Here is a 20,538-nt window from a genome sequence, read left to right on the forward strand (position 1 = left end):
GCAGGGCTCGCGAGGTTCGGGAGCGATAGTCTGCAGGCCAGGCTAATAGCCTGCAGCATCCCAAACCGCGCGAGAGTCTACCAGCTTGCAAGCGTCAGCGTTATATCCGAGTCTTCAGTGCATATAACATTTCGAGCGCTTTTCGCGGCGTCAAGTCATCCAGGTCAAGCTTTGCCAACTCATCCAGCACCGGGTGGGGCAGGCTGGCGAACATATCGCTCTGATGCGGTGCGGCCGGTTTACTGGAGGCTTTGGCTGGGCTGGCGACCACGGTTTCATGGGGCAGGGCCGTGGTTTCAAGGCGGCTGAGGTGTTCGCGGGCGCGGGTGATCACGTCATTCGGCACACCGGCCAGTTGGGCCACGGCCAGGCCGTAACTCTGGCTGGCCGGCCCCGGCAGCACGTGGTGCAGGAACACGATACGCTCGTTGTGCTCAGTGGCGTTCAGATGCACGTTGGCCACCAGCGGTTCACTTTCCGGTAGCACGGTCAGTTCGAAATAGTGGGTGGCAAACAACGTATAGGCACGCAGATGCGCCAGGCGCTCGGCCGCCGCCCAGGCCAGGGACAGCCCGTCGAAAGTGCTGGTGCCGCGACCCACTTCGTCCATCAGCACCAGGCTGCGTTCGGTGGCGTTATGCAGGATGTTGGCGGTTTCGCTCATCTCCACCATAAAGGTCGAACGGCCACCGGCCAGGTCGTCGCTGGAGCCGATCCGGGTGAAAATGCGATCCACCAGGGACAGCTCGCAACTGGCCGCCGGCACAAAGCTGCCGATGTGCGCCAACAGCACAATCAAAGCGGTCTGACGCATGTAGGTGGATTTACCGCCCATGTTCGGACCGGTGATCACCAGCATGCGGGTATCGTCGTCCAGCGACAGGTCGTTGGCGACGAACGGCGTGGTCAACACCTGTTCTACGACCGGGTGGCGACCTTGCACGATGCGCATGCACGGCTCGCTGACAAAACGCGGGCAGTTCAGGTCAAGGTTCAGCGCACGCTCGGCCAGGTTGCTCAGCACATCCAGCTCAGCCAAGGCGGCGGCGGTGTCCTGCAGCGGTGCCAACTGGCTGATCAGGTCTTCCAGCAGGTTTTCATAGAGCATCTTTTCCCGAGCCAGGGCACGGCTCTTGGCCGACAGTGCCTTGTCTTCGAATTCTTTCAGCTCTGGGGTGATAAACCGTTCGGCGCCTTTCAGTGTCTGGCGACGTTGGTAGTCGATGGGGGCCGACTCGGCCTGCTTGCTCGGCAACTCAATGAAGTAGCCGTGCACACGGTTGTAGCCGACTTTCAGGTTGGCCAGGCCGGTACGGGCTTTTTCGCGGGCTTCCAGGTCAATCAGGAACTGCCCGGCGTTTTCGCTCAGGGCTTGAAGTTCGTCCAACTCGCTGTCGTAACCGGTCTTCAAGACGCCGCCGTCGCGGATGATCGCGGGCGGGTTGTCGATGATGGCTTTTTCCAGCAACGCGGCCAGCTCCGGATAAGTACCGGCGGTGACCGCGAGCTGTTGCAGGTGCGGTGTATCCAGTTCGGTCATCGCCGCTTGCAATTGTGGCAAGGCACCGAGGGCGTCACGCAGGCGCGCCAAGTCACGCGGACGTGCATTGCGCAGGCCGATCCGCGCCAGGATGCGCTCGATATCACCGATTTCCTTCAGCTGTGGCTGCAGCTTTTCAAAGCGATAGCCGTCCAGCAGGCAAGTAATAGAAGTCTGACGCGCCTGCAGCACGCTCAAGTCGCGCAACGGTCGGTTCAGCCAGCGGGTCAGCAAGCGGCTGCCCATGGCGGTCTGGCAACGGTCGACCACCGATTGCAGGGTGTTATCACGCCCGCCGGCCAGGTTGGTGTCCAATTCCAGGTTGCGACGGCTCGCGCCATCGAGCACCACGGTATCGTCCAGACGCTCATGGCGTAGGCTGCGCAAATGCGGCAGGGCGGTGCGCTGGGTTTCCTTGGCATAGCCCAGCAAGCAACCGGCGGCGCCGATGGCCAGGGTCAGGGTCTCGCAACCGAAGCCTTTAAGGTCTTGCACCGAGAACTGTTGGCACAGACTTTTCAACGCCGAGTCACGCTCAAAATCCCACGGCGCACGACGCTTGGCCCCACGGCGTTTTTCCGCCGGCAAATCCTTCGGCCAATCATCCGGGATCAACAATTCCACCGGGTTGATACGCTCCAGCTCCGCCAGCAGGTTCTCCCAGCCTTTAATCTCCAGCACGCTGAAGTTGCCACTGGTAATGTCCAGCACCGACAGGCCAAACAGACGCTCATCGCCCAACACCGCCGCAATCAGGTTGTCACGACGTTCATCCAGCAGCGCCTCATCACTCACCGTCCCCGGCGTAATAATGCGTACCACCTGACGTTCCACCGGCCCCTTGCTGGTGGCCGGGTCGCCGATCTGCTCACAGATCACCACCGACTCGCCCAGCTTCACCAGCTTGACCAGGTAACCTTCCAATGAATGGTAAGGAATCCCACACATCGGAATCGACTGCCCCGCCGACTGCCCGCGCGCGGTCAAGGTGATGTCCAGCAGCTTGGCGGCCTTCTTCGCGTCTTCGTAGAAGATCTCGTAGAAGTCGCCCATGCGGTAGAACATCAACTGATCAGGGTGCTGGTTCTTGAGGCGCCAGTACTGCTGCATCATTGGAGTGTGGCTTGAAAGGTCTGTCATACGGGGCTTTCGGCTCTACCTGTCTATTTGACAATTCACATCTGTCTAATACTACAGGGATTTTTTAGGCATTGTTGGCGGCAGGCCTACGTTGATTTTGCGCAGGCGCAGATAACGTTGCGTCATCTTGGCATCGGTGTGGCCACCGAGCTTTTGCGCGTCGTTGCCTTGGTCGTCCGTGTCGGAAAGCGACTTCGCGCGTAGGTCGTGGAGGCTGGCATCCTCGACGCCGGCCTTCTTGCAACTGATCGCAAATGCATCCTTGACCGAGCTGTAGTGCACCGGCTTTCCGCCGCGCGGCGAGCAGAACAACGTGAGCCCGCGGATCTTCCTTGGAAGCGCCTTTGCCCTGGCCACCAAGTCCTCCAGGTCCGGCGTCATCTGCACCAGCAGCCTCGCGTTCGTCTTCTCCTGTTTGAAGGCGATGCCCTCGGGGCTGATGTCGGCCAGCCGGATGGCCAGGACGTCACCGATACGCTGGCCGGTCAGGTAGCACATCTCATAGATGACGCGCATGTTGTCGCTTGAGTTGGCGCAGATCGCCTGGAACTCGCCGTGAGTGATGTACCTGTCGCGCTTGTGCTCCAGGTGCCGGCGCACGCCGATGCACGGATTCGAGTCGACAATCTGCTGCTCCAGGGCGTAGGTGAAGACTGCCCGCAGCACCGAGATCACCCGGTTCGACATGTTCGGTGTGTCCGCCATGTGCAGCTTTAGCGCAACGACGTGACGCTGCAGCACCTCGCGCGGCTCGAAGTCGGCGAAGTTTTCCTTCAGTCGCTCGGCCGCCGCCTCGTATTGCTTGAGCGTGTTCGGCTTCAGCGCCGGCTTCGTTCTGGTGCGCATGTGCTCGAGCGCGTCGTCGATCAGTTTGGGCATCCCGCCCAGGCTGCGCTTATCCAGCAGCATGGCGTATTCGGCGAGAGACGCCTGAAACTCAGTGCCGAGGCGCAACCACTTGCCCTTGCGGACCAAGTAATAGGCGCCGTGCTTTTGGTACATGCACGCCGGCAGGTGCCGGTCCTTCTTGCGCGGTCGCATCTATATCACCTCAGCACAGCCGCAACTCCGGCCCCTTCCTTGATTGAATACCACCCAGCCGCCCAATGACAACTTGGCGCAGCACCTTTGGGTGCCCATCACCACCTACCGCGAACCCGTATCGTTCGGCGGTCAGCCACTTTATCTGTGCCCCTGGCTTTTTATATCCGGTCAGGTCGGCAACTTCCTCTGCTGTCAAAAACATACCTACCTCCCGCAGTCCCTTCTGGGCCGCGCTTTCTTGATCAATTTAATTTGGTGTCCTTGCCGCGCTGGGCGGCAGAAGGTGGGTTAGGGTTACGCCGCTTTGCGGGCTTCTGATGCGGCCTTACGGCGCCGCGTGATTTGCAGCTGCAAGCGGTACGCTTTGAATCGCCGCCCGTCACCGGGTGGAATCTCTGGCGCCGTGTACGACAAGTCTTCCTCCATCTGCCCGAAGTAATAGAGGTGCTCACCGTCTCCCATCCATTCAGGTTGTGTGGTTGCCCAGGAGCGTGCCGCCGTGCAGGCTGAGCAAGTCTTGAAAGTGTCCATGTCGCCATCCCAGCATCCGCTGATGAGTTGGTACTGCTGGCCAGGTTGGATCGGGCCGTAGCATTCACAGCATTGGTGCTGCTTGCGCGCCACGGGCATGGTTTCCGTTTGAAAGTCAGACATACGAATACCTCGCCCGCCGCTCACCGGCAGGCATGTAGGGGGATTGGGGTTAGGCTGCTGGGTGTTGCGCGGTGTCGCGAAAGACATCCATCTGCGCCGCGCCGTCGAGCCAGGCTGCCGCTATTCGGCGTTCAGCCATTGCGGCATATTCCGGGTTCAGTTCGCACAGGATCGATTTTCGCCCTTCCTGCATGGCGACCACCGCCGTAGTGCCGGCCCCGCCGAAAGGGTCAAGCACGACGCCGCCGAGTGGCGCTCCGGCAAGGATGCACGGGCGGATCAGGTCGGGCGGGAAGGTTGCGAAGTGGGCCTCTTTGAAGGCGTGCGTTGCAACAGTCCAGACACTGCGCTTATTGCGGGTAGCCACATCCCACGAACTTTCCTCGCGGTCAGGTCGATGCGTGCCGACTGTTTGGCCCGGTATGGCTTGCTCTCGCTTCGAACCTTCACGCTTGAAGCTGTCCCGCCGTGCCCGCTCTGCGCCGTCTTTGTGGAAAGCACCGTGCCCACCGTCGCCGGTTGATGTGTCCCAGCCGGTCGGTACCGTCGCCCGCGGCTTGGTTACCGCATCGAAGCCATGGCCGAAGCCGACCCCGCTGGGTGTTGCGCCATATATCGCAGGCTCGCGGATCGCGGTCATATCGCAGTGGTACCGGCGCGACTTGCTGATCAAGAAGATGTATTCGTGGGCCTTTGTGCAGCGGTCGCGCGTTGATTCCGGCATGGGGTTTGGCTTGTGCCAGATGATGTCTTGCCGAAGGTACCATCCGTCATCCTGTAGGGCGAAGGCCAGTCGCCAAGGCATTCCCATCAGGTCCTTGTGTTTGAACCCCATGGGGATTTGGCTGGATCGTCTGGCGTTGGCGGTACGCACTGCCACATGCGGCGCGTCGGTATTGTGTCCTCCAAGCCCTATTGGCCCGTTGGGCTTGCTGGCATAGCTGTCACCCATATTCACCCAGGCGGTACCGTCGTCGCGGAGCACTCGACGCACCTCGCGGAAAACCTCAACCAGTCGAGCGATGAATTCAGCCGGCGTTTCCTCCAGGCCGATCTGCCCGTCCACGCCGTAATCCCGAAGCCCGTAGTAGGGCGGGCTGGTCACGCACATCTGAACCGACTTGTCTGGCAGCGTCCGCATCGACTCAATGCAGTCGCCGATCAAAACGCGATGCTGTTTCATGGCCTTGGCCCCTTGTAGATGAAGACGTAGGCGAACCAGAGGGTGGCGATCATGGCGTCACCTCCTTGATATGGCTGTCGATCCATTTCCGCATCCGCTGCCAGCGCTGCTCTGGGGTTTCGTTCCATCCACATTCGTCGTTCTCGAACACGACTTCGGCGGCCATGGCTGGCGCAATTCCGAAAGCTTCCGACACCGTCTCTCGGCAATGCGCATCGATTGTGCTCATGTCCACCCCGCGCTTTGCACCGAGAACGCCGAGGGTGCAGAACTGGCCGTCTGCTTCAAGCGTGTCTGCCACCAGGCGCTTTTCAGGCATGGCGTCCAGAGCATCGCGCAACTCGACCAGGAAAGCCTGTCCACGCTTTCCCCTGAGCGCCGAATTCACAGCGCCCCGCCAGCAGATCAGATCCCACCCACCACAATCGTCGCTGTATCCGCTCCGGCTCATGACCTTCTCCCGATTTCAGCTGCGGCTTCGACGATTGCGCGGCGAGTTGCCCCGAACGGATCGGCGTGGTGGGACATGGTGTGTTCGCCGAAGCGCTCAGCATCCACGTAGGTATACGGCCCGGTGTCGCCGTCGAATGGCTCGACTATGTGGATGGCTACGCACAGGCGCTCCATGCGGCCCATGACCACCGCCAAGCGCAGCGCATCCCCGTCATTGATGAGCGGGTTCCAGTGTCCACGGACACCGGACTTGCCAGCCAGCCGGAAAGGCCACTTAGGATCGCTGCAGGTGCACGGTTCGATATCGATGCGGGCGGAGTGCGCGGCCTGAATGAGTAGCTTGCGATCAGCTGCAGCCAGGTCGTGTTTGTTTTCTTCAGGCATGACTTCGTCCTTGCCGCTATAGCGGCTGACTTTGAAGGGGGAGGGGTTACAGACTAGACTTGGCGCCTCACTTCTTGAGGGCTGGGCCATGTCCGTCGAAAGGGTGTTTCATCTTGAACAGGCGCTGCTGGCGGTACTTCAGCAGGCCGAGCAGCAAGGCGTCGATATAGACCGGCTATACAAGCAGGCGATTGGCGGTCTTATCGGCAATACCTCGTGGCACTGGGTCACAGCTGACCACGTAGCCGGCGCTGCCGACGAACTGGAAAGTGCTATGAGGGTTTTGCGCGATCGCCCGAGCCAGGGTTAGGCGGGGCGCTTGGTGCCGGGATAGATTGCCATGGAAGAAACGCTGCCTTGACGAGCATCTTCATTTCAGAGAAGTCGCTACGGTTCGCCCACAGGATCGCAGCTGCGAAAACGAAGGGCGCGATAGGCAGCATCACCAAGCAGAAGGCGCGAGTGGCAAGCGGGCACTTGAGCATCCATGGTCGAATCCCTTTCGGGTTGAAGGTCGGGATATTCATTGTCCTGCGCCCGCTGGCGCTGTGAGTGATGCGATACGCTCCTGAGCATCAGCGCATGTTTCTTCACTGGTATGACAGATGCCGTCATGCGGGCAGTGCGCGTTCCTGCTGTTATTGGTCCGCCCGGCATCCTGCGACAGCATCGTGTCAATGTCTTTGGTCAGAAGAGTCCATTGATTCTCGCCAATTGCGCCGCGCGCCAGTCGCAACAACCCTCCCATGGTATCCGCCAGCTCATCCGCTGCGGTCAGGCACTGTTGCAGCTGCTCGTACTTAGCATTCCTGGCGTCGTGATCTTTTTCCGACAGAATCACGACAGGCAGAACCTGCTCACCTTTAAACTCCAGGCGCTCAGTGGCCGATGGGATCGTGGCGAATACAGCCAGCTGAACACCGTCAGTCGCTGCCACGGGCAACTGTTCGGGCGAGTCTTCGTAACCGTCACCGACCACCGCGAATGCCTTAAGAGTCTTGTTCATACAGCCTCCCTCGTTACCAGATCATGGGCATTCACAACAGTCATGCCGAGGCGTTCGGCTATCAGGACTTCCAGGCGGGCGCCTTGCGATTTCTCCCAGTCCGGAAGCAGCGCGATGACGCCGCAGAGGCCCAGGCGCGTCAGGTCGTAGGCCATGTAGTCGGCCCACTGCGCACCCTCGACGATGCCGTGGTCTGCCGGGTTCTCGACTTCGTAGCCCAGGGCGCGCAGCTGGTCGGCCACGGCGTTGAAGGCGGGGTAGTTGAAGTCGGCGATACCCGTCATGGGCCCGGCCACATAGACGCGGTTGGCGCGGGCAGCCTGGAGCGTCACACCGGTGGCGAAGAATTTGTTTTCTGTAGGCATGGGGAGTCCTTGCCGGGCCATGCCCGGGCGGTGGAGTGGGTTTATAATCGGCGCTCTACGCGAACCTTTTGGTGGCTGCGATGAGCACGAAAACTGATGTGGAGGCCATACGCCTGATCGGCGATGAGGTTGTCCGGCTGCTTAGCCTTCCTGATGAAAGGCTTGATGCCGAGGCCGCTGGGGGGCTTAGATTGATTGCTGATCTTGCGCGATGGCGCGATCTTGCTTATGGCCCGGCGCCTTGCACCTCTGGTAGGTCTTCGTCAGGTCGGCATTGACGCTGTTGCCGCGCTTCAGCACGACGCGGGCGAGTGCCGCCCTATCTTTCTCGCTGTGGCTGGCCTGGCTGAGCAGGCCGAAGTAGCTGTTGGCGGTCTCGCGCAGATCCTCGGCCGGTGCTGCAGCTGTTCGCTTCAGCGCCTGGGCCAGTGATCGCTTGCGGGTGGTGCGCCGCCACGGCTTGATGACGTGCCCAACGAAGTCCACACCGCGATCCACGGGCTGCAGGATGGTCTTGGTCGGGTTGAGCCTGGCGCCCAAGCTGGGCAGGAACGCTTCGACCTCGGCCAGCCACTGGTTGAGCTGCTGCGGCGACTCGTGCAGGAACACGAAGTCATCTACGTAGCGGATGTAGTGCTTGGCCCGCAGCGTGTGCTTGGCGAACTGGTCAAGTGCGTCGAGGTAGACGTTAGCGAAGAACTGCGATGACAGGTTGCCGATCGGTAGCCCGAGGCGTGCGGGCTGCGCTACCAGGCGCTTGTGCTGCGGCACCCGGTTGAACAGGTGCGCCGGGCTGCGGGTCTCGTAATCCTCACGAGGGTCATGCATGAGGATCTGCGTGGCCAGGGCCAACCACCAGGGTTCGGTGATCCTGGCCTCCAACTGCTTGCGCAGCACTGCCTTGTCGATGGCGACGAAGAAGTTGGCCAGGTCGCACTTGAGGTAGAAGACTGGCTTCGACCAGTTCTCGCTGGCGCTGCGGATCTTCGATTCAAGCCGGGTCGCGGCGTACAACGTGCCGCGCCCTGGAATGCATGCGCAACTGTCCGCTATGAAGCTGGCGTAGAAGCGCGGTGCCACATGGTTGTACATAAGGTGGTGGACGACGCGGTCCCGAAAGGCTGCAGCCCAAACTTCGCGGGCTTTCGGCCGGGTGACCACGAAACAGATGGATCGGCCTGGCCGGTAATTTCCGGTGACCAGGTCGTTGTGCAGCTGGATCAGGTTCCGCTCCAGGTCTATCTCGAAAGCCAGCGCGCTGTCGCTGTTGCGCTTGGTGCGTCGGCAGTCGTAATAGGCCTGGACCAGATCCTGAAACGGGTAGGGACCCAAAGTCGAATCTGCGGACGGGGCGGACACGGAGCTCGTTGTTCTTGTCGTTGTTGTTCTGATTGCCATCATCGAAGTTCATGTTGAATGCGTTGTTGGCTGAGCGCTGCGACCTATCGTGCTATCTACGTCGCCGAGCCGAAGGCATAGCCGATCAGCAAGGAAACTGCGCGAGACCTGCACGGACGCTTTAGACCGTCGGTATCTCTGATGCGCATGGCGGTGACCTATCAGGTCAGCGGCACGACCAGATTCAATTCGCACAGACCAGAAAGCCGTAACCTTCAGGTAGCGGGCGCGGTTGGGGTGGAGCGTTTCCAGGCGTTGGCCTGCTTGCCGACGGAGGCTGTTACCTCTATCGCCTTAGCATGCTGCTCGACACTGATGAATCGGCTGTCCTTGAATAGGCGCATCAGGAACTCAACCACTTGAACCCTCTCAACCAGCAGGGTCAGGTGTGGCCGCTTGTCCTGTGTTGCGTTTGCACGGGCGATCAGCATCACGACCTCGATGCATTCGTCGATCATTCGCTTGCCCAGCGATTGCTTGAGGTCTCGCGGGATATTGCGAGTCAGGATGGTTGCCATGTGTAAGAGGCCCATGGCCGCCCGGTAGATCGACAGATCGGTGTGCATTCCCATTGCGGTACAGCTCCATAAGCAAAGCAACCGGCCGCAAGCGGCCGGATTAAATAAGCGAATTAATCAATAAGCTCGCTGCGGACGGGGCGGACACGGAGCTCGTCGTTCTTGACGTAGCTGTCCTGACTGCCATCAGCGAAGTCCATGCTGAATGCGTAGTAGGCTGAGCGCTGCGAACTCGACCAGTACCAGGTGTCGCGGAAGGCTTCGGCTCCACCTTCCTGGAATGCGGCATGAGCGGTTTGCAGCGGATCTTCTGCGCTGTACAGCTGGCCGACTGGCTCGCTGTGCGGGTTATCACCGTTGCGCGAATTCTCCCAGTTCTCTTCGGTGGTCGGCTTGAAGTGCCGGTACTGCAACTCCTGCACGTCGCGGGCTGGGATCGCCCAATCGGTGAAGCCCTCTATGTTCAGGGCCAGAACCTTTGCCGCCAGCTCACTGCCTGCCGCCGCCATGGCCTTGGTGTTGGCCAGGCTGTCAGTGAGGCTGTCGGCGCCTTCGATCTTCTCGCCGTACTCCCCCCACTTGCCAACCAGCTCATGCGCCGAACTGGCGGTGATGTGCAGGGAACGCTTACCGGTTGCAGGGTCGCGGGTAATGCCGGTGACGAAGCCGCCGCCGTAGGCTTGGCCGATGGATGGGGTGGTCAATGCCGGTGCTGCTTTCTCAACTGCGGACATGGTGCTTCCTCTTTTCGAAGGCAACAAAAAAGGCGCTGTGCGCCCTGGTGTGCCGGATCAAGAACGAATGGTTAAAGGATCAAATAAAGAATCTGCGGACGGGGCGGACACGGAGCTCGTTGAACTTGGCGTCGTAGTACTGATAGCCATCATCGAAGAGCAGGCTGAATGCGCCGTGGGCTGAGCGCTGCGAACTCGACCAGTAGTAGCAGTCCTGGGCGAACACCTCGGGACAGTTCAGCCAGCCCTGGTACAACTCGGCAGCGGCCGGCAGGTAGAAGTCATGGTGACCATCAGCCTGGTACTCGGCGCACGCATCGGCGGCGGGATATTTTCGCTCGTCGTCGTTACCAATCAGCACCTGGGTGTTGGTGTAGCCGTCGGTCTTGCTGAGGCCTTTAACCTCGACTCCGCGACCGCCCCACTCAAGGCTGCCAACGTCCTTTGCAGCGATGATCAGGTAGTGCGCTGGCACATCGCCGCGGGCATGCACAAACCCGCCATTGATGCCGCCCTGGCCTGGCCAAGGCTGGCCGATCTCTGGAACGGCCGACGCCACTACCGGCTGCACATTCGCAGCCGGTGGCAGAGCCTGCACGAACAAGCTCGCCGCGAGCAGCTGAATCATACGTTCGGCAGTGCCTTTGATTTTGAGGCCGTCAGCCTCGATAGAGATTGTCTTGGCTTTCATCGGTGTTCCTCGGGTGAGTTATTCGGGATCTATGATTTCGTCGCCGGGGTCTTTCTGGATGGCGAGAAGGCTTTTATTGCGGAATTCCCGCGCCACGTTTTGCGATATCTCGATTTCGTGGCGCGGCGGATTCAGTAGAGGCTGGCACTTCGCAGCGCCCATCGCATGCAGGTGATGAATCATCAGCGTCATCGCCTCGCCCTGCTCAGTAATGCCCGACCACTCCATCAGATCGGCCAGAGCCTGTCGGGTGCCTGGGCGAACCCTGAGCCTCAACTCTTCCTCGGCAAGTGCCACGCGCTTCCTGGCAGACTTGGCCGAGCGTTCTTTCTGCGGGACTGCTGCCATGGCCTACCTCTTCAATTCCGCTGGCCGGCAGTGCGAGCCAGGTTTGACGTTTGCGTTGCTGGGTGCGGGCTATGCGGCGCATGAATCGACCTTCACCTGGTGCCAGGCGCCGACGGCTTCGAAGATGCGCGCGGCGTGTGCCTCATCGAGTGACATCGCTTCCGGAATGGCAATCCAACCCGAAGCCACCATCTGGCTTTGATTGGCCTCGTCGCGCAGCTTCTTGTAGCAATGCTCGATCACGTCTTCCAGGTGGTCGGAGAGGTAAACGCCATCGGGCGCCACCTCCACTGACTTGCTGTATCGGTCACCGCGGGCATCGATGCAAAGGGCGCTGAGGTAGATCGTCCACCGGTGGGGGATACCGCAGACGGCCTGGCCAATCTTCCCCGGTGTAATGTTCTTCAGCGACTTGTAATTGATCATGCCCTGGCGGCCGCTGGGATCGATGTTCACCACCGCGACATGGTTGGTGGCCAGCAGGGAGCGGCACGATCTGGCAATGCGCTCCCGCAGGTTGTGAGGCTTGCGCTTTTTCATAACGCCTCCGCAAGTTTGCGCAGCGCCTTGCGTTCTGCCGCTGTGATAGCTGGCTTTCGGCGCTTGAGGATAGTTTCGGGATCAATCTTGGTTGCGCGCTTCGGCGGCACCGGGTTGACTGACATGCTCGGCACCTGGGCGACGGCACCACCCGACGCCAGGAACTGCGCCGTGCGCTCCGAGATTGAAACTGCGTCCTGGCGGTGCTGCTCTACCAGGCTTAGGTGGTTACTGACGTACATGGCGACCTCACTTGATTCGGATCGAACTGTCGCCGCGCTCCAAGTGAGCCCAGATAGGTTCGGGTAGAAGTTCGTGTTCAGCGTCTTCACCGGCTGCCATGCGCTTGCGCACCGCTTCGTTATGCTCGCGGATCTCCTTGAGCTTGGCGGCAATGGCCTTTTTGTCCGGAGCAATGCTCGACTTCACAGTGGTCAGCTCGTCCGGCACTGCATCTTCGTTGTCCACGATCACCCGTTCGCTGCCCATGGCCAGTGTGATGGTAAAGAGCGGACGCTTGATCGACTTGATGTTGGCGGCTTCCATGTTGCGGCGCAGGTAGTCGCTGATCTGCGACACGCTGTTGGACTTGATCCGCTTGAGTTCGGCCAGGCGCTCGATTTCGTTGTCGATGGCGGTCACGTCGCTCTCGATGTTGCGGCGCAGCATGACGATGTTGTCCGCCTTGATATTGAAGTCGCCTTGGACCTCGTCCATGGCGTGCTGCAACGCCTCTTTAAGGCCTTCATCATCGGTGTCGGCCATGGCCTGGAGTTCGGCGAGTTTGCCGGTGAGTGCGTAGAGTTGAGTCATGCTGCTGCCTCCGTGCCTTTCTCAAGGCTGGCTTTGCGCTCTTCGAATGCGCGAGTGATGCGGGCGATGAACGCGGGCTCATTGCGGCGAGTGGCTTCGCGGATGTATTTCACGTTCAGGGTTTTTAGTTCGTAGGCTGTGACTGCTTTGCCAATGGTCTCAACTGCCGAGGCAAGCCAGTCCACGCGCTCCTGCTTCTGGCGCAAGATCTCGGCGTCCTTGTCGTCGGCATTGGCGATCGCTTCCTCTTCCTTGAGCTGGGTGACGTACTCGTCGTCGTCGAAAAGGCCTAGGAACACGTCTGCGCTGAAACCGAGCATCGAAAGCGATTTCTTGATGGCGTCGGTCAGCGACTTTTTCGGCGCCTCGCCGTCGGTGGTGGTGCCGAACTTCGACTTGTAGAGGTAGCGGGTGCAGCCGTACTGTTCGATTTCGCCGCGCTTGCCGTCGAGCTCGAACCAAAACTTGATCTTGATCGTGTGATTCAGCTCAAACCCCAACGATGCACGCTTGTCGCCCTCACCAACGAACATTTCCGCACCAGGGTCGAAGCGCTCTTCCACCACCGACCAGCCGAACCCAATACCGACGGGGCCGAAAATCTCGGTCGCTTTCATGATCATCGCCGTACCGTTGAGGCTGGTGATCTTCTGCCCGCCGACCTCAGCTTTTTTCGTGTGGCTGGTGTCGGTCTTGCTGACCTGATTCCAGATCTGCATGTTCTTGTCAGACATGATTGCTCTCCGCGCCACCGGAGGGGGGCGCTGTGAAGGGGGTTATTGGGTGGCTTTGGCGATGGCGTAGCGGCCTTTGACCCAAGCTTCGATGGACTCTGGTGATATGTCGCGACGATCACCCATCCACTCAATGCACATTTCCAGGGCCTTAAGTAGATCCGGCGCGGCGGCGAACAGCTTGGCGTTCTCATGCTGCTGCTCTGGTGCCTCGGTCGGACCAACCGCTGCAACTTCCTGAATTGTTGAGCCGCGAAGCCTGGCTTCAACGTAGATCGTTCCGCCATGCGGGCAGGTGGTGAAGAAAGGCCCGGGAGTGTGCTTGGCTTCGTTCATGTCGGTTACCTATTGAGTGATCAGGCCGCCAATGGCTGGGCCCAGTAGAAAGATGGTGAGGAAGGTCAGGCCAACGATGGCCGACAGAGCGCGGATGGCGCGGCGCCGGTGCCGCTGGTGGGTGGTCATGGCTTTACACCGAAGTGTTTCAGCAGGTTGAACACGCCACGACCAGGACGACCGCCACCGCGCGGGATGTACTTGCCGGTGCCGGGCCAGAAGTCGGCCACCTTGCCGTCGTGGCTTACGATCAAGTGGGCTCCCATATTCTTGGTCTCGAACTGAATGCCTCGATCCGCCAAGATGACAGCGCTCTTTTCGCGGTTATCCGCCCGACGCGCTTCGCTTTCACCTTTCCAACCTAGAGCTTCGGTGCGTTCAATATCCCTCATTCCACCACCTGCTTTCGCCAACCTGCGTCGTAAAGATTTATGCAGGCCTCTTCATGAATCTTGAGCTGGGTCAGATGGTCAACGCCGTGCCGTCCGCCAGGGTGATCCTTGATTGCACCGATCATCAGGTTGAGTTCGGCGATGCGCGCCTCTTCGGCGATCTGCTCGGGCGTGCGGATGGGGCGGAAGCAGCCGTGCGCGCCTTGAGCGACTTGCAAATATTCAAACTCAGGAGGCGCATAAAAGGTGAATGCAGCTACCTCGAAAGACCCGCTCATGAAGTGAGCAATCACCGTCACCTGGTCGCCGACACGCGGATCCGTCGAAAGGGTTTCCTCGGGATTGAAACCGGCGAACTCGCATACAGTCCCAACAGGCGCTAGGCCTTCGCCGGTCCAGGGTTCAGGCTGAGCAATCTCGAGATAGGAGTTGCTCATGCACCCGAAGCCCATCTCCCACTCGCCATTTTTGAAGAACTGATAGCTGCCAGAATTTCCGCCAAAGCATTTAATCCAAAGGCCGGAATGCGGGTTTATGTGGGTGGCGCCTTCGGGCTTTTTGGTCAGATCAATCTTCATGCCTTCACCTCATAAGCCACGGTCCACTCACCGCACAGGCAGGCTCGACGGCTCCAGGCGTGGACGTTTTCGATACCAGCGTCGTAGGCCAGCGACAGTGCGCCTAGCCAGGACTTGTGGGTGAACGCCAAGGTCATGCTGTTCATGGGGCCTCCTTGCGCTGCCTGGTTATTTTCAGGATGCGCTGGCAGTAGTGGTTGAACTCTTCGGTGGTGATCACGTTGCCGGTGAGCATGTTGGTGATCATGTTCAGTACGACGCGCTGGGCGCCTGGCTCGCTGGCAGGATGCTCCAAGGCTTCGAGCGCCTCGTCGATCAGAATGTGCGGGCTCAAAATCCTGCCCTCAGCTCCAGATCGTCCTGCTCCTCCTGAAGCTGAACGGCCAGCGCGGCGTGTGGCTTTAGCAACTCGACGGCGATGTCTTTCAAGGCGCTCTTGGTGCCCAGCAGGTAGGTGGCCAGGTCGAGCATCAGTCCGGCGCTGCCAAACCCCATGGCGTGAATCACCAACTGCCCAAGGGCGTCGGTTTGGTCCTTTCCGTCGATCTGTCGCTGGTTGACGTGATCCTGAACGGCCTTGGCGAACATGGCCTGGGTCACCTCGCCCTTATCGGCCCGGCTGAACCCCCAGTCGACCCGATATCCAAGTATCAGGCGCTCGGCGTTCGCTTCAAGCCACTCGACTTCCGCTAGGTCGTCGTCACTCACCGGGGGCGGCAGTTGTTCGTCATGCTCAAACTGAGCCTTGCGTAGTGCTGACATGGTCGCCTCCAGTGTGGCGGTAAGGGGAGCAGGCGCCGAGCGCTACCTCGGGCGCTTCTGGTCTGGCCACGGACACCCCGTGGCCCCAGGAATCGCCTGCATGAAAAGCAATAAACGAATTACTGAATGAATCTGCGGACGGGGCGGACACGGAGCTCGTCGTACTTGGCGTTGAAGCCCTGAGTGCCACCACCGAAGTACGTGATGAAAGCGTTGTTGGCTGAGCGCTGCGAACTCGACCACACCCAGCCGCTCAACTTGCCATTCAGGTTCAGCCAGATTTCGTACAGTTCGGCGGCGGCCGGCAGGTAGAAGTCGCCATGCCCTTCGGCGATGTGTTCGTATGCGGCAATTGCTGCTGGATATTCGCCGTCAGCGTTAACCAGTGCCAAGGTGTTGGCCCGGCCGTCGATCAGGCTGGTGGCCGGCGACTCTTCGCCATACTGACCCCACTCAGCACGGGCCAACTCTTCACCCAGGATCAGGTGGTAGCCCTCGGAGCCGTTGCGGGCCGGCATGAAGCCGGCGTAGATACCGCCCTGACCAGGCCACACAGCGCCGATTTCAGGGATGGTGATTTGTTCTTGCTCTGCTGCTTGCATGGTTGATTCCTCGTCGGGGATGTTCGTTTGATTTCCCGTCAGGCCCTCTTGCGAAGGCCTGCCAGTGAAATCTGTTGTCTCCACCACGCGCATCGCCCGATTCATATCTCTGGCCGGCGTCACACATTTCGTGGACGGTGTTATTCGCCGACCGGCTTGCGTGGTTTCGCGTACTCACATCTGGTGAGTACGGCCAGTCCCAGAGCTGGCGTGGAGATCGAATTTATTGCTCGCGCTGTGCCCATTGCTGGGGATCGATCTGCGAGGTTCCCGTGCTGTTAAAGAGCGGCGGGCGGTGAGGCCCTGGCGAGTCCCTGTTGGGTGACTCGATGGAGTGAATTTAAGCAAGCTGAAATACCCATGTCAAGCATGCTGAATAAATAAATTCAGCTTGCTGAAATTAGCGACCGTAAAAAACCCGCTCAATGGCGGGCTAATTTATGGGTCGCAGTATTCTCGCCAGCCGATCCTGACGGTTCCGCCCTCTAGGGTCTCGACTCGGACGCCGGCTGTTTCGCTGATCTCATCCAGCAAGCGCTGCCAGTCTTCAGGAGCTTCATGCTCCAACCTACACACGGTCACCGCCTGATACTTTTGAACGCCTGGAGAGGCGATCAGGGCCTGTAGGCGACGGCCTGCCGACTCGTACGAGGATTTTGGTTTCGAGGTGGTAAACGCTGGACTGGGCATGCGACTCTCCTGGTCGTTACTGGATATATGTACAGTATTGGTGGTCAGCGATATTGGCAAGCTGCATTTGGATCCAGCATGCATTTATGCATAAATAGTCTGAAGGTGACTTTCCTACGCGCAAGAAAAAGCCCGCAAAAGCGGGCTCTGGTAACCTGTGGGTGTCAATCGATTATCGGTGGGTACTTGCCGCTCACCGAGTCCCTATAAACAATCTCGCTGAACAACCTAGGGCCGTCGCGCATTGCGACCAGGGCCTGCTTGGCTTCTTCCTTTTTTTCAAATGGGCCAGCACCTACGTCCAGGCCGATCATCGAAACAACTGGAAGCCCCGCGCCGTGGATGGATTCTATTGTTCGCTGCTGCTCTTCTTCGTCACGGCAGGCCGTAGAGGCTACCCAGCCGTTTTTCAACCTCGGTGCCGCGGCGGGCTCGACGTCTGCACCGCAGTGCTTGCATTTGATTGCAGCGGTTTTGATGCCCTCGGCACACAAAGGGCATGGGCGCATGTCTTTCTCTGCCTTGGCGGCAGCAGGGGAGCCCTTACCGCCAAGCAAAACCATTAGCAGGCCGGCGAGTGCAATCACTCCGCCGACAATGGTGTGGATCTGGCGGTCGGCCATGAGCCCCAGGTTATTCACTCTGCCGCCGGCACCAGTAGACACGGATACATCCATGCTCAGCGCGAAGATCAGCCAGCAGACGCCAACGATCAGCGCGAACGTCCCAAATCCTTTCATTGGATCACTCCCGTAATTGACCCGCACTTTACCATCCGTGGCGTACAGCCACCATTGTCGGGCGGGGAGGGCATATACAAGAAGCCCGGCGACGGGCCGGGCTTTCGCTATGAACCAGATTTAACAGTTGGTGGAGTCGGTGTCCGCACAACTTCTACGTTTGGTTTGTCAGCTTTTCCGGTTTGGTAAAAGCTGACGCTTAACGCCGCAACTGCCAGACCCACACCTACAGCCGTGAGCATTGCACCCCAAATGTTGAGCTTGAGGCTGCCAAGTCGAGTCAGGTCCGCTCGAATTCCTGAAACAGACTCATCCAAGCGTTTATCCCGCTCGGCCTGAGTGGACAGGAAACCGGAAAATTTTGCCTCCCACGCCTGATCCCTGATCGCTTGTTCAGCAAGAAATGATTCTCGGCGAAGATCAAGCTCTCGACGAATAGTGTCGTCGCGAAGAGAAATTTCTTTCCGGAACTCTTCCGAGCGGCGATCGGTTTCTTTCTCTATTCGTTCGACGCGCTTGTCCATTCGCTCTTCAATGGCAGATAGCGTGGAGCTGAGTTCTTCGCGAGTTATGTCATTCATTAAGTCAGTATCTCCCGCAGGTGGCGACTTGTCATCAGCCGAGACTGTATCGTTCCGTGACGGCCTGCTAAACATTGGGGTTACCTTTTCAAATGACTCCTTTATGTGCTGCGAAGTTTCAAATCTACTCGAGGTCATCATCTGAGGTCTCTTCTAGCTCCAGCTGCTCCTGCACAGGATTTTCGTCGACCCATTGCTTGACCTTCCTGGCGACATGTTGCCTTACAAAACCGCATTCATTGCAGTAAATTCCGAAAAAATTCAGGTAGGTCGGAGTAGGTCCATCCCTCATAGGCGTGACCATTCGGTATGCCATCTGGGTTTCGTCCGAACCTATGACTGTCCAGCTTTTTGATCCGCACCCTGGACACTTCGAATCATCAGTTTTTGCAACTAAAAAGCGAACGAAGTCGTCCATGGTTGTTGAGAATTTATGGACTTTTTTCTGTTCTTCAGACATGAAATCCTCTTAAATAAATCGCCAAACTGCGTCAAACCAAGTTGGCATTCCAGACGAGCAGTACGCGTTCCTGGATATAGGTCTCGTTACGCATCACGCACAATCCTTCCCGCCTTCACCTCATCCGCATAACCCTCCAGCCTGTCCTCGGTCTCCTGAAAGCTCAGCGCGATCTTCATCAGATCGTTGGCGCCTTGCTCATCCCCTGCCGCCAGAAGGCGCTTGGCAAAGACAAACAGATCTACACCTGACCACTTGAGCAGGGCCGCAGCCTCTTTCAAGTCGCGGCGCAGTTGCTGGTTGGGCTTGGTCAGGGCCATCACGGCCTCCGCGCTCAGTGGTGAAATTTCTGGGTGGCCTGCACTACAACTCCAACGATTCGGCAGTTTTCATCAAATACTTCAGTCGGGTAGCCGGGATTCAGGGGTTTTAGGTAGAGCCTGCCACCATCACTGACTAACTTCTTAAAGGTCGCCTCATTGCTGTCCGGCAGCTTGGCCACAACAAGCTTGCCTGGGGTCGCCTCGACTTCGGTGTCTACTAGGATCAGGGATCCCTGGGCAATGCTCGTGCCGACTGGAGAGGTCATTGAGTCGCCTTTGACCTCGAGCCAGAACGCGGGGCCCTTCGAGTTGTATTCGGAAAACTCGTAGCGATCCGAAATTCCAGTGGGGTAGGGCTCCACCGCTTCAGACCAGGCGCCCGCAGAGACCCAACTAATCACCGGATAGCGGAAGGATAGAGCTGGCTGCGAAGTTGTGGAGACGTTCGACTCCGAAGCCTCCTTCTCATCCCCCTCGCCAATGGCAAGCCACTCAGCCCTAAATCCCGTGGCTTTCGCCAAGGCGTAGAGATTCTCTGGCCGCAGGCTTTTGCTCTCGCCAGTAATCCATTGAGTAACAGCAGAATTTGCGACCCCACAAAGCGACGCAATTTCGCCCTTCTTTTTCCCGCTGAGCTGTATAGCCCGGGCAATACGTTCGTGTCTTTCCATGGACTCAATATTAAGTTAACTGAATTTAAGCATGCAGTAGGCATAAAACGCCGTTGACTCGATAACTTAAGCATGCTGAAATTGCGCCAGAGTCGAACGAGGATGCGAAATGAATACGCATGAAGTCGCCGAATTCTTCGGCAGCAAGACAAAGCTGGCACTGGCTCTGGGCATCCGCCCAAGCGCCGTGACCATGTGGGGAGAAACCATCCCTGAATCCCGGCAATACCAGATCCAGGTCCTTTCCAAGGGCAAGTTTAAGGCCGCAAAGAAAGTCCAGGCCGCCTAAGCGACATTCCTGTCCGCCGTTCCATTGAGCAAATGATCGCCTCTGCACCTGCAGGGCGCCACGTAAAGAATTTCGAGGTGTTACATGCAGGAATTGATGAAGGCGATCTATGACGTTGTGGACGACCACGGGGCAGGGCGGATTGCAGAGGGCGCCAGCTTCTCCTCGAAGACGCTGCTTTCCCAGAAGGCGAACCCGGACTACGACAGCCACAAGCTGAACGTCCAGGAGCTGCACCGGATTATGAAGTTCACCCAGGACTTCCGTCCGCTGAAGGCATGGGCCGAGGCGTTTGGTTTCGACCTGGTGCCGAAGGAAAAGCCTGAGGGGATCAACCTCAACACCGCGCTTCTGCGCCTCCATGCCGATCTGGCAGACGTGACCCGCCTTGCGTTCGACGCCCAGGCCGATGGTCGCGTTTGCTCTCGCGAGAAATCCGAACTGCTCAAGGAGGCTGAGGAAGTGATCGTCAGCCTGGAAGTGTTCAAGCAGTCGGTGAAAGCAGCCTGAATTTCAAACACAAAAAAGCCACCGGACGAGGGTGGCTTTTTCTACAGCAGTAAACATCT

Annotated in this window: 34 protein-coding genes; 3 read left to right on the plus strand and 31 right to left on the minus strand. The window is 58.9% G+C overall.

The features are described from left to right. Nucleotides 1–100 precede the first annotated feature (100 nt). The 7 genes from mutS to OZ428_RS07165 form a co-directional block, all read right to left on the minus strand. Entirely contained in the window at nt 101–2,680 is a 2,580-nt protein-coding gene (gene mutS / locus OZ428_RS07135) for a DNA mismatch repair protein MutS (protein WP_269132968.1), read from the minus strand. 51 nt (nt 2,681–2,731) lie between these two features. Further along, nucleotides 2,732–3,721: a tyrosine-type recombinase/integrase gene (locus OZ428_RS07140; RefSeq protein ID WP_159954506.1), complete on the minus strand. Its 990-nt coding sequence runs from the start codon at nt 3,719–3,721 to the stop codon at nt 2,732–2,734. 10 nt (nt 3,722–3,731) lie between these two features. Then, nucleotides 3,732–3,926, minus strand: a complete 195-nt coding sequence (locus OZ428_RS07145; protein WP_005785292.1) for a DUF4224 domain-containing protein — start codon at nt 3,924–3,926, stop codon at nt 3,732–3,734. Nucleotides 3,927–4,018: 92 nt separating this feature from the next. After that, a complete protein-coding gene (locus tag OZ428_RS07150; RefSeq protein WP_269132969.1) occupies nt 4,019–4,378 on the minus strand; it encodes a hypothetical protein in 360 nt (119 codons plus the stop codon). 49 nt (nt 4,379–4,427) lie between these two features. Continuing rightward, complete coding sequence (locus OZ428_RS07155; protein ID WP_269132970.1) at nt 4,428–5,561, minus strand: DNA-methyltransferase; 1,134 nt, start codon at nt 5,559–5,561, stop codon at nt 4,428–4,430. A gap of 49 nt (nt 5,562–5,610) precedes the next feature. After that, on the minus strand, nt 5,611–6,012 hold the full coding sequence (locus OZ428_RS07160; RefSeq protein WP_269132971.1) for a hypothetical protein: 402 nt from the start codon (nt 6,010–6,012) through the stop codon (nt 5,611–5,613). Continuing rightward, the gene (locus OZ428_RS07165; RefSeq protein WP_269132972.1) at nt 6,009–6,398 is read right to left on the minus strand and encodes a hypothetical protein; all 390 of its coding nucleotides are present in this window, start codon (nt 6,396–6,398) and stop codon (nt 6,009–6,011) included. Before OZ428_RS07165 ends, OZ428_RS07160 begins: the two co-directional genes overlap by 4 nt. 88 nt (nt 6,399–6,486) lie before the next feature. Here OZ428_RS07165 and OZ428_RS07170 point away from each other — a divergent pair, with 88 nt between their 5' ends. Further along, a complete protein-coding gene (locus tag OZ428_RS07170; protein ID WP_269132973.1) occupies nt 6,487–6,708 on the plus strand; it encodes a hypothetical protein in 222 nt (73 codons plus the stop codon). Nucleotides 6,709–6,921: 213 nt separating this feature from the next. Here OZ428_RS07170 and OZ428_RS07175 read toward each other — a convergent pair whose 3' ends face one another. The 24 genes from OZ428_RS07175 to OZ428_RS07295 all read right to left on the minus strand — a co-directional run bounded on the left by OZ428_RS07175 (nt 6,922) and on the right by OZ428_RS07295 (nt 19,680). After that, nucleotides 6,922–7,404 (minus strand): hypothetical protein, encoded by a 483-nt coding sequence (locus tag OZ428_RS07175; RefSeq protein ID WP_269132974.1) that lies wholly within the window; start codon nt 7,402–7,404, stop codon nt 6,922–6,924. Further along, nucleotides 7,401–7,769 (minus strand): DUF4406 domain-containing protein, encoded by a 369-nt coding sequence (locus OZ428_RS07180; protein WP_269132975.1) that lies wholly within the window; start codon nt 7,767–7,769, stop codon nt 7,401–7,403. The genes OZ428_RS07175 and OZ428_RS07180 overlap by 4 nt, the downstream gene beginning before the upstream one ends. Nucleotides 7,770–7,955: 186 nt before the next feature. Then, complete coding sequence (locus OZ428_RS07185) at nt 7,956–9,101, minus strand: RNA-directed DNA polymerase (RefSeq protein WP_269132976.1); 1,146 nt, start codon at nt 9,099–9,101, stop codon at nt 7,956–7,958. A 281-nt stretch (nt 9,102–9,382) separates the two neighbouring features. After that, complete coding sequence (locus OZ428_RS07195; protein WP_269132977.1) at nt 9,383–9,739, minus strand: four helix bundle protein; 357 nt, start codon at nt 9,737–9,739, stop codon at nt 9,383–9,385. 59 nt (nt 9,740–9,798) lie between these two features. Beyond that, complete coding sequence (locus tag OZ428_RS07200; protein ID WP_269132978.1) at nt 9,799–10,419, minus strand: DUF1566 domain-containing protein; 621 nt, start codon at nt 10,417–10,419, stop codon at nt 9,799–9,801. A 79-nt stretch (nt 10,420–10,498) separates the two neighbouring features. Beyond that, nucleotides 10,499–11,110 carry a DUF1566 domain-containing protein gene (locus OZ428_RS07205; RefSeq protein WP_269132979.1) on the minus strand — a complete coding sequence of 204 codons (612 nt, stop codon included), beginning with the start codon at nt 11,108–11,110 and terminating at the stop codon, nt 10,499–10,501. An 18-nt stretch (nt 11,111–11,128) separates the two neighbouring features. Then, nucleotides 11,129–11,458: a hypothetical protein gene (locus OZ428_RS07210; RefSeq protein ID WP_269132980.1), complete on the minus strand. Its 330-nt coding sequence runs from the start codon at nt 11,456–11,458 to the stop codon at nt 11,129–11,131. A gap of 69 nt (nt 11,459–11,527) precedes the next feature. Then, nucleotides 11,528–11,998, minus strand: coding sequence for a hypothetical protein (locus OZ428_RS07215; RefSeq protein ID WP_269132981.1), 471 nt, complete (start codon nt 11,996–11,998; stop codon nt 11,528–11,530). Next, on the minus strand, nt 11,995–12,240 hold the full coding sequence (locus OZ428_RS07220) for a hypothetical protein (RefSeq protein WP_269132982.1): 246 nt from the start codon (nt 12,238–12,240) through the stop codon (nt 11,995–11,997). The genes OZ428_RS07215 and OZ428_RS07220 overlap by 4 nt, the downstream gene beginning before the upstream one ends. Before the next feature lie 7 nt (nt 12,241–12,247). Beyond that, nucleotides 12,248–12,811, minus strand: coding sequence for a siphovirus Gp157 family protein (locus tag OZ428_RS07225; protein ID WP_269132983.1), 564 nt, complete (start codon nt 12,809–12,811; stop codon nt 12,248–12,250). Further along, entirely contained in the window at nt 12,808–13,545 is a 738-nt protein-coding gene (locus OZ428_RS07230) for a hypothetical protein (protein ID WP_269132984.1), read from the minus strand. Before OZ428_RS07230 ends, OZ428_RS07225 begins: the two co-directional genes overlap by 4 nt. A 42-nt stretch (nt 13,546–13,587) precedes the next feature. Then, entirely contained in the window at nt 13,588–13,881 is a 294-nt protein-coding gene (locus tag OZ428_RS07235) for a hypothetical protein (protein ID WP_269132985.1), read from the minus strand. Nucleotides 13,882–14,006: 125 nt separating this feature from the next. Further along, the gene (locus tag OZ428_RS07240) at nt 14,007–14,273 is read right to left on the minus strand and encodes a hypothetical protein (RefSeq protein ID WP_269132986.1); all 267 of its coding nucleotides are present in this window, start codon (nt 14,271–14,273) and stop codon (nt 14,007–14,009) included. Further along, entirely contained in the window at nt 14,270–14,851 is a 582-nt protein-coding gene (locus OZ428_RS07245; protein ID WP_269132987.1) for a hypothetical protein, read from the minus strand. Before OZ428_RS07245 ends, OZ428_RS07240 begins: the two co-directional genes overlap by 4 nt. Next, entirely contained in the window at nt 14,848–14,997 is a 150-nt protein-coding gene (locus tag OZ428_RS07250) for a hypothetical protein (protein WP_010566434.1), read from the minus strand. The genes OZ428_RS07245 and OZ428_RS07250 overlap by 4 nt, the downstream gene beginning before the upstream one ends. Beyond that, complete coding sequence (locus OZ428_RS07255) at nt 14,994–15,185, minus strand: hypothetical protein (protein ID WP_269132988.1); 192 nt, start codon at nt 15,183–15,185, stop codon at nt 14,994–14,996. Before OZ428_RS07255 ends, OZ428_RS07250 begins: the two co-directional genes overlap by 4 nt. Then, nucleotides 15,182–15,613 (minus strand): hypothetical protein, encoded by a 432-nt coding sequence (locus OZ428_RS07260; RefSeq protein WP_269132989.1) that lies wholly within the window; start codon nt 15,611–15,613, stop codon nt 15,182–15,184. The genes OZ428_RS07255 and OZ428_RS07260 overlap by 4 nt, the downstream gene beginning before the upstream one ends. Nucleotides 15,614–15,732: 119 nt before the next feature. After that, complete coding sequence (locus tag OZ428_RS07265) at nt 15,733–16,308, minus strand: DUF1566 domain-containing protein (RefSeq protein ID WP_269132990.1); 576 nt, start codon at nt 16,306–16,308, stop codon at nt 15,733–15,735. A 345-nt stretch (nt 16,309–16,653) separates the two neighbouring features. Next, the gene (locus tag OZ428_RS07270; protein ID WP_330912748.1) at nt 16,654–16,989 is read right to left on the minus strand and encodes a DUF1654 domain-containing protein; all 336 of its coding nucleotides are present in this window, start codon (nt 16,987–16,989) and stop codon (nt 16,654–16,656) included. 80 nt (nt 16,990–17,069) lie between these two features. Beyond that, entirely contained in the window at nt 17,070–17,645 is a 576-nt protein-coding gene (locus OZ428_RS07275) for a hypothetical protein (protein WP_269132992.1), read from the minus strand. A 107-nt stretch (nt 17,646–17,752) separates the two neighbouring features. Beyond that, complete coding sequence (locus tag OZ428_RS07280; protein WP_269132993.1) at nt 17,753–18,226, minus strand: hypothetical protein; 474 nt, start codon at nt 18,224–18,226, stop codon at nt 17,753–17,755. Between the two features lie 124 nt (nt 18,227–18,350). Continuing rightward, nucleotides 18,351–18,686 (minus strand): hypothetical protein, encoded by a 336-nt coding sequence (locus tag OZ428_RS07285; RefSeq protein WP_269132994.1) that lies wholly within the window; start codon nt 18,684–18,686, stop codon nt 18,351–18,353. 86 nt (nt 18,687–18,772) lie between these two features. Further along, nucleotides 18,773–19,006 (minus strand): hypothetical protein, encoded by a 234-nt coding sequence (locus OZ428_RS07290; protein WP_269132995.1) that lies wholly within the window; start codon nt 19,004–19,006, stop codon nt 18,773–18,775. Nucleotides 19,007–19,020: 14 nt separating this feature from the next. Continuing rightward, nucleotides 19,021–19,680 (minus strand): LexA family protein, encoded by a 660-nt coding sequence (locus OZ428_RS07295; protein WP_269132996.1) that lies wholly within the window; start codon nt 19,678–19,680, stop codon nt 19,021–19,023. A 109-nt stretch (nt 19,681–19,789) separates the two neighbouring features. Here OZ428_RS07295 and OZ428_RS07300 point away from each other — a divergent pair, with 109 nt between their 5' ends. After that, the gene (locus OZ428_RS07300) at nt 19,790–19,969 is read left to right on the plus strand and encodes a Cro/CI family transcriptional regulator (protein ID WP_269132997.1); all 180 of its coding nucleotides are present in this window, start codon (nt 19,790–19,792) and stop codon (nt 19,967–19,969) included. Nucleotides 19,970–20,053: 84 nt separating this feature from the next. Beyond that, nucleotides 20,054–20,479 (plus strand): phage regulatory CII family protein, encoded by a 426-nt coding sequence (locus tag OZ428_RS07305; RefSeq protein ID WP_065905519.1) that lies wholly within the window; start codon nt 20,054–20,056, stop codon nt 20,477–20,479. The last annotated feature ends 59 nt before the right edge of the window (nt 20,480–20,538 follow it).

The organism is Pseudomonas sp. GXZC (assembly GCF_026967615.1).
In the GTDB taxonomy this organism is placed as follows: Bacteria; Pseudomonadota; Gammaproteobacteria; order Pseudomonadales; family Pseudomonadaceae; genus Aquipseudomonas; species Aquipseudomonas azotoformans_A.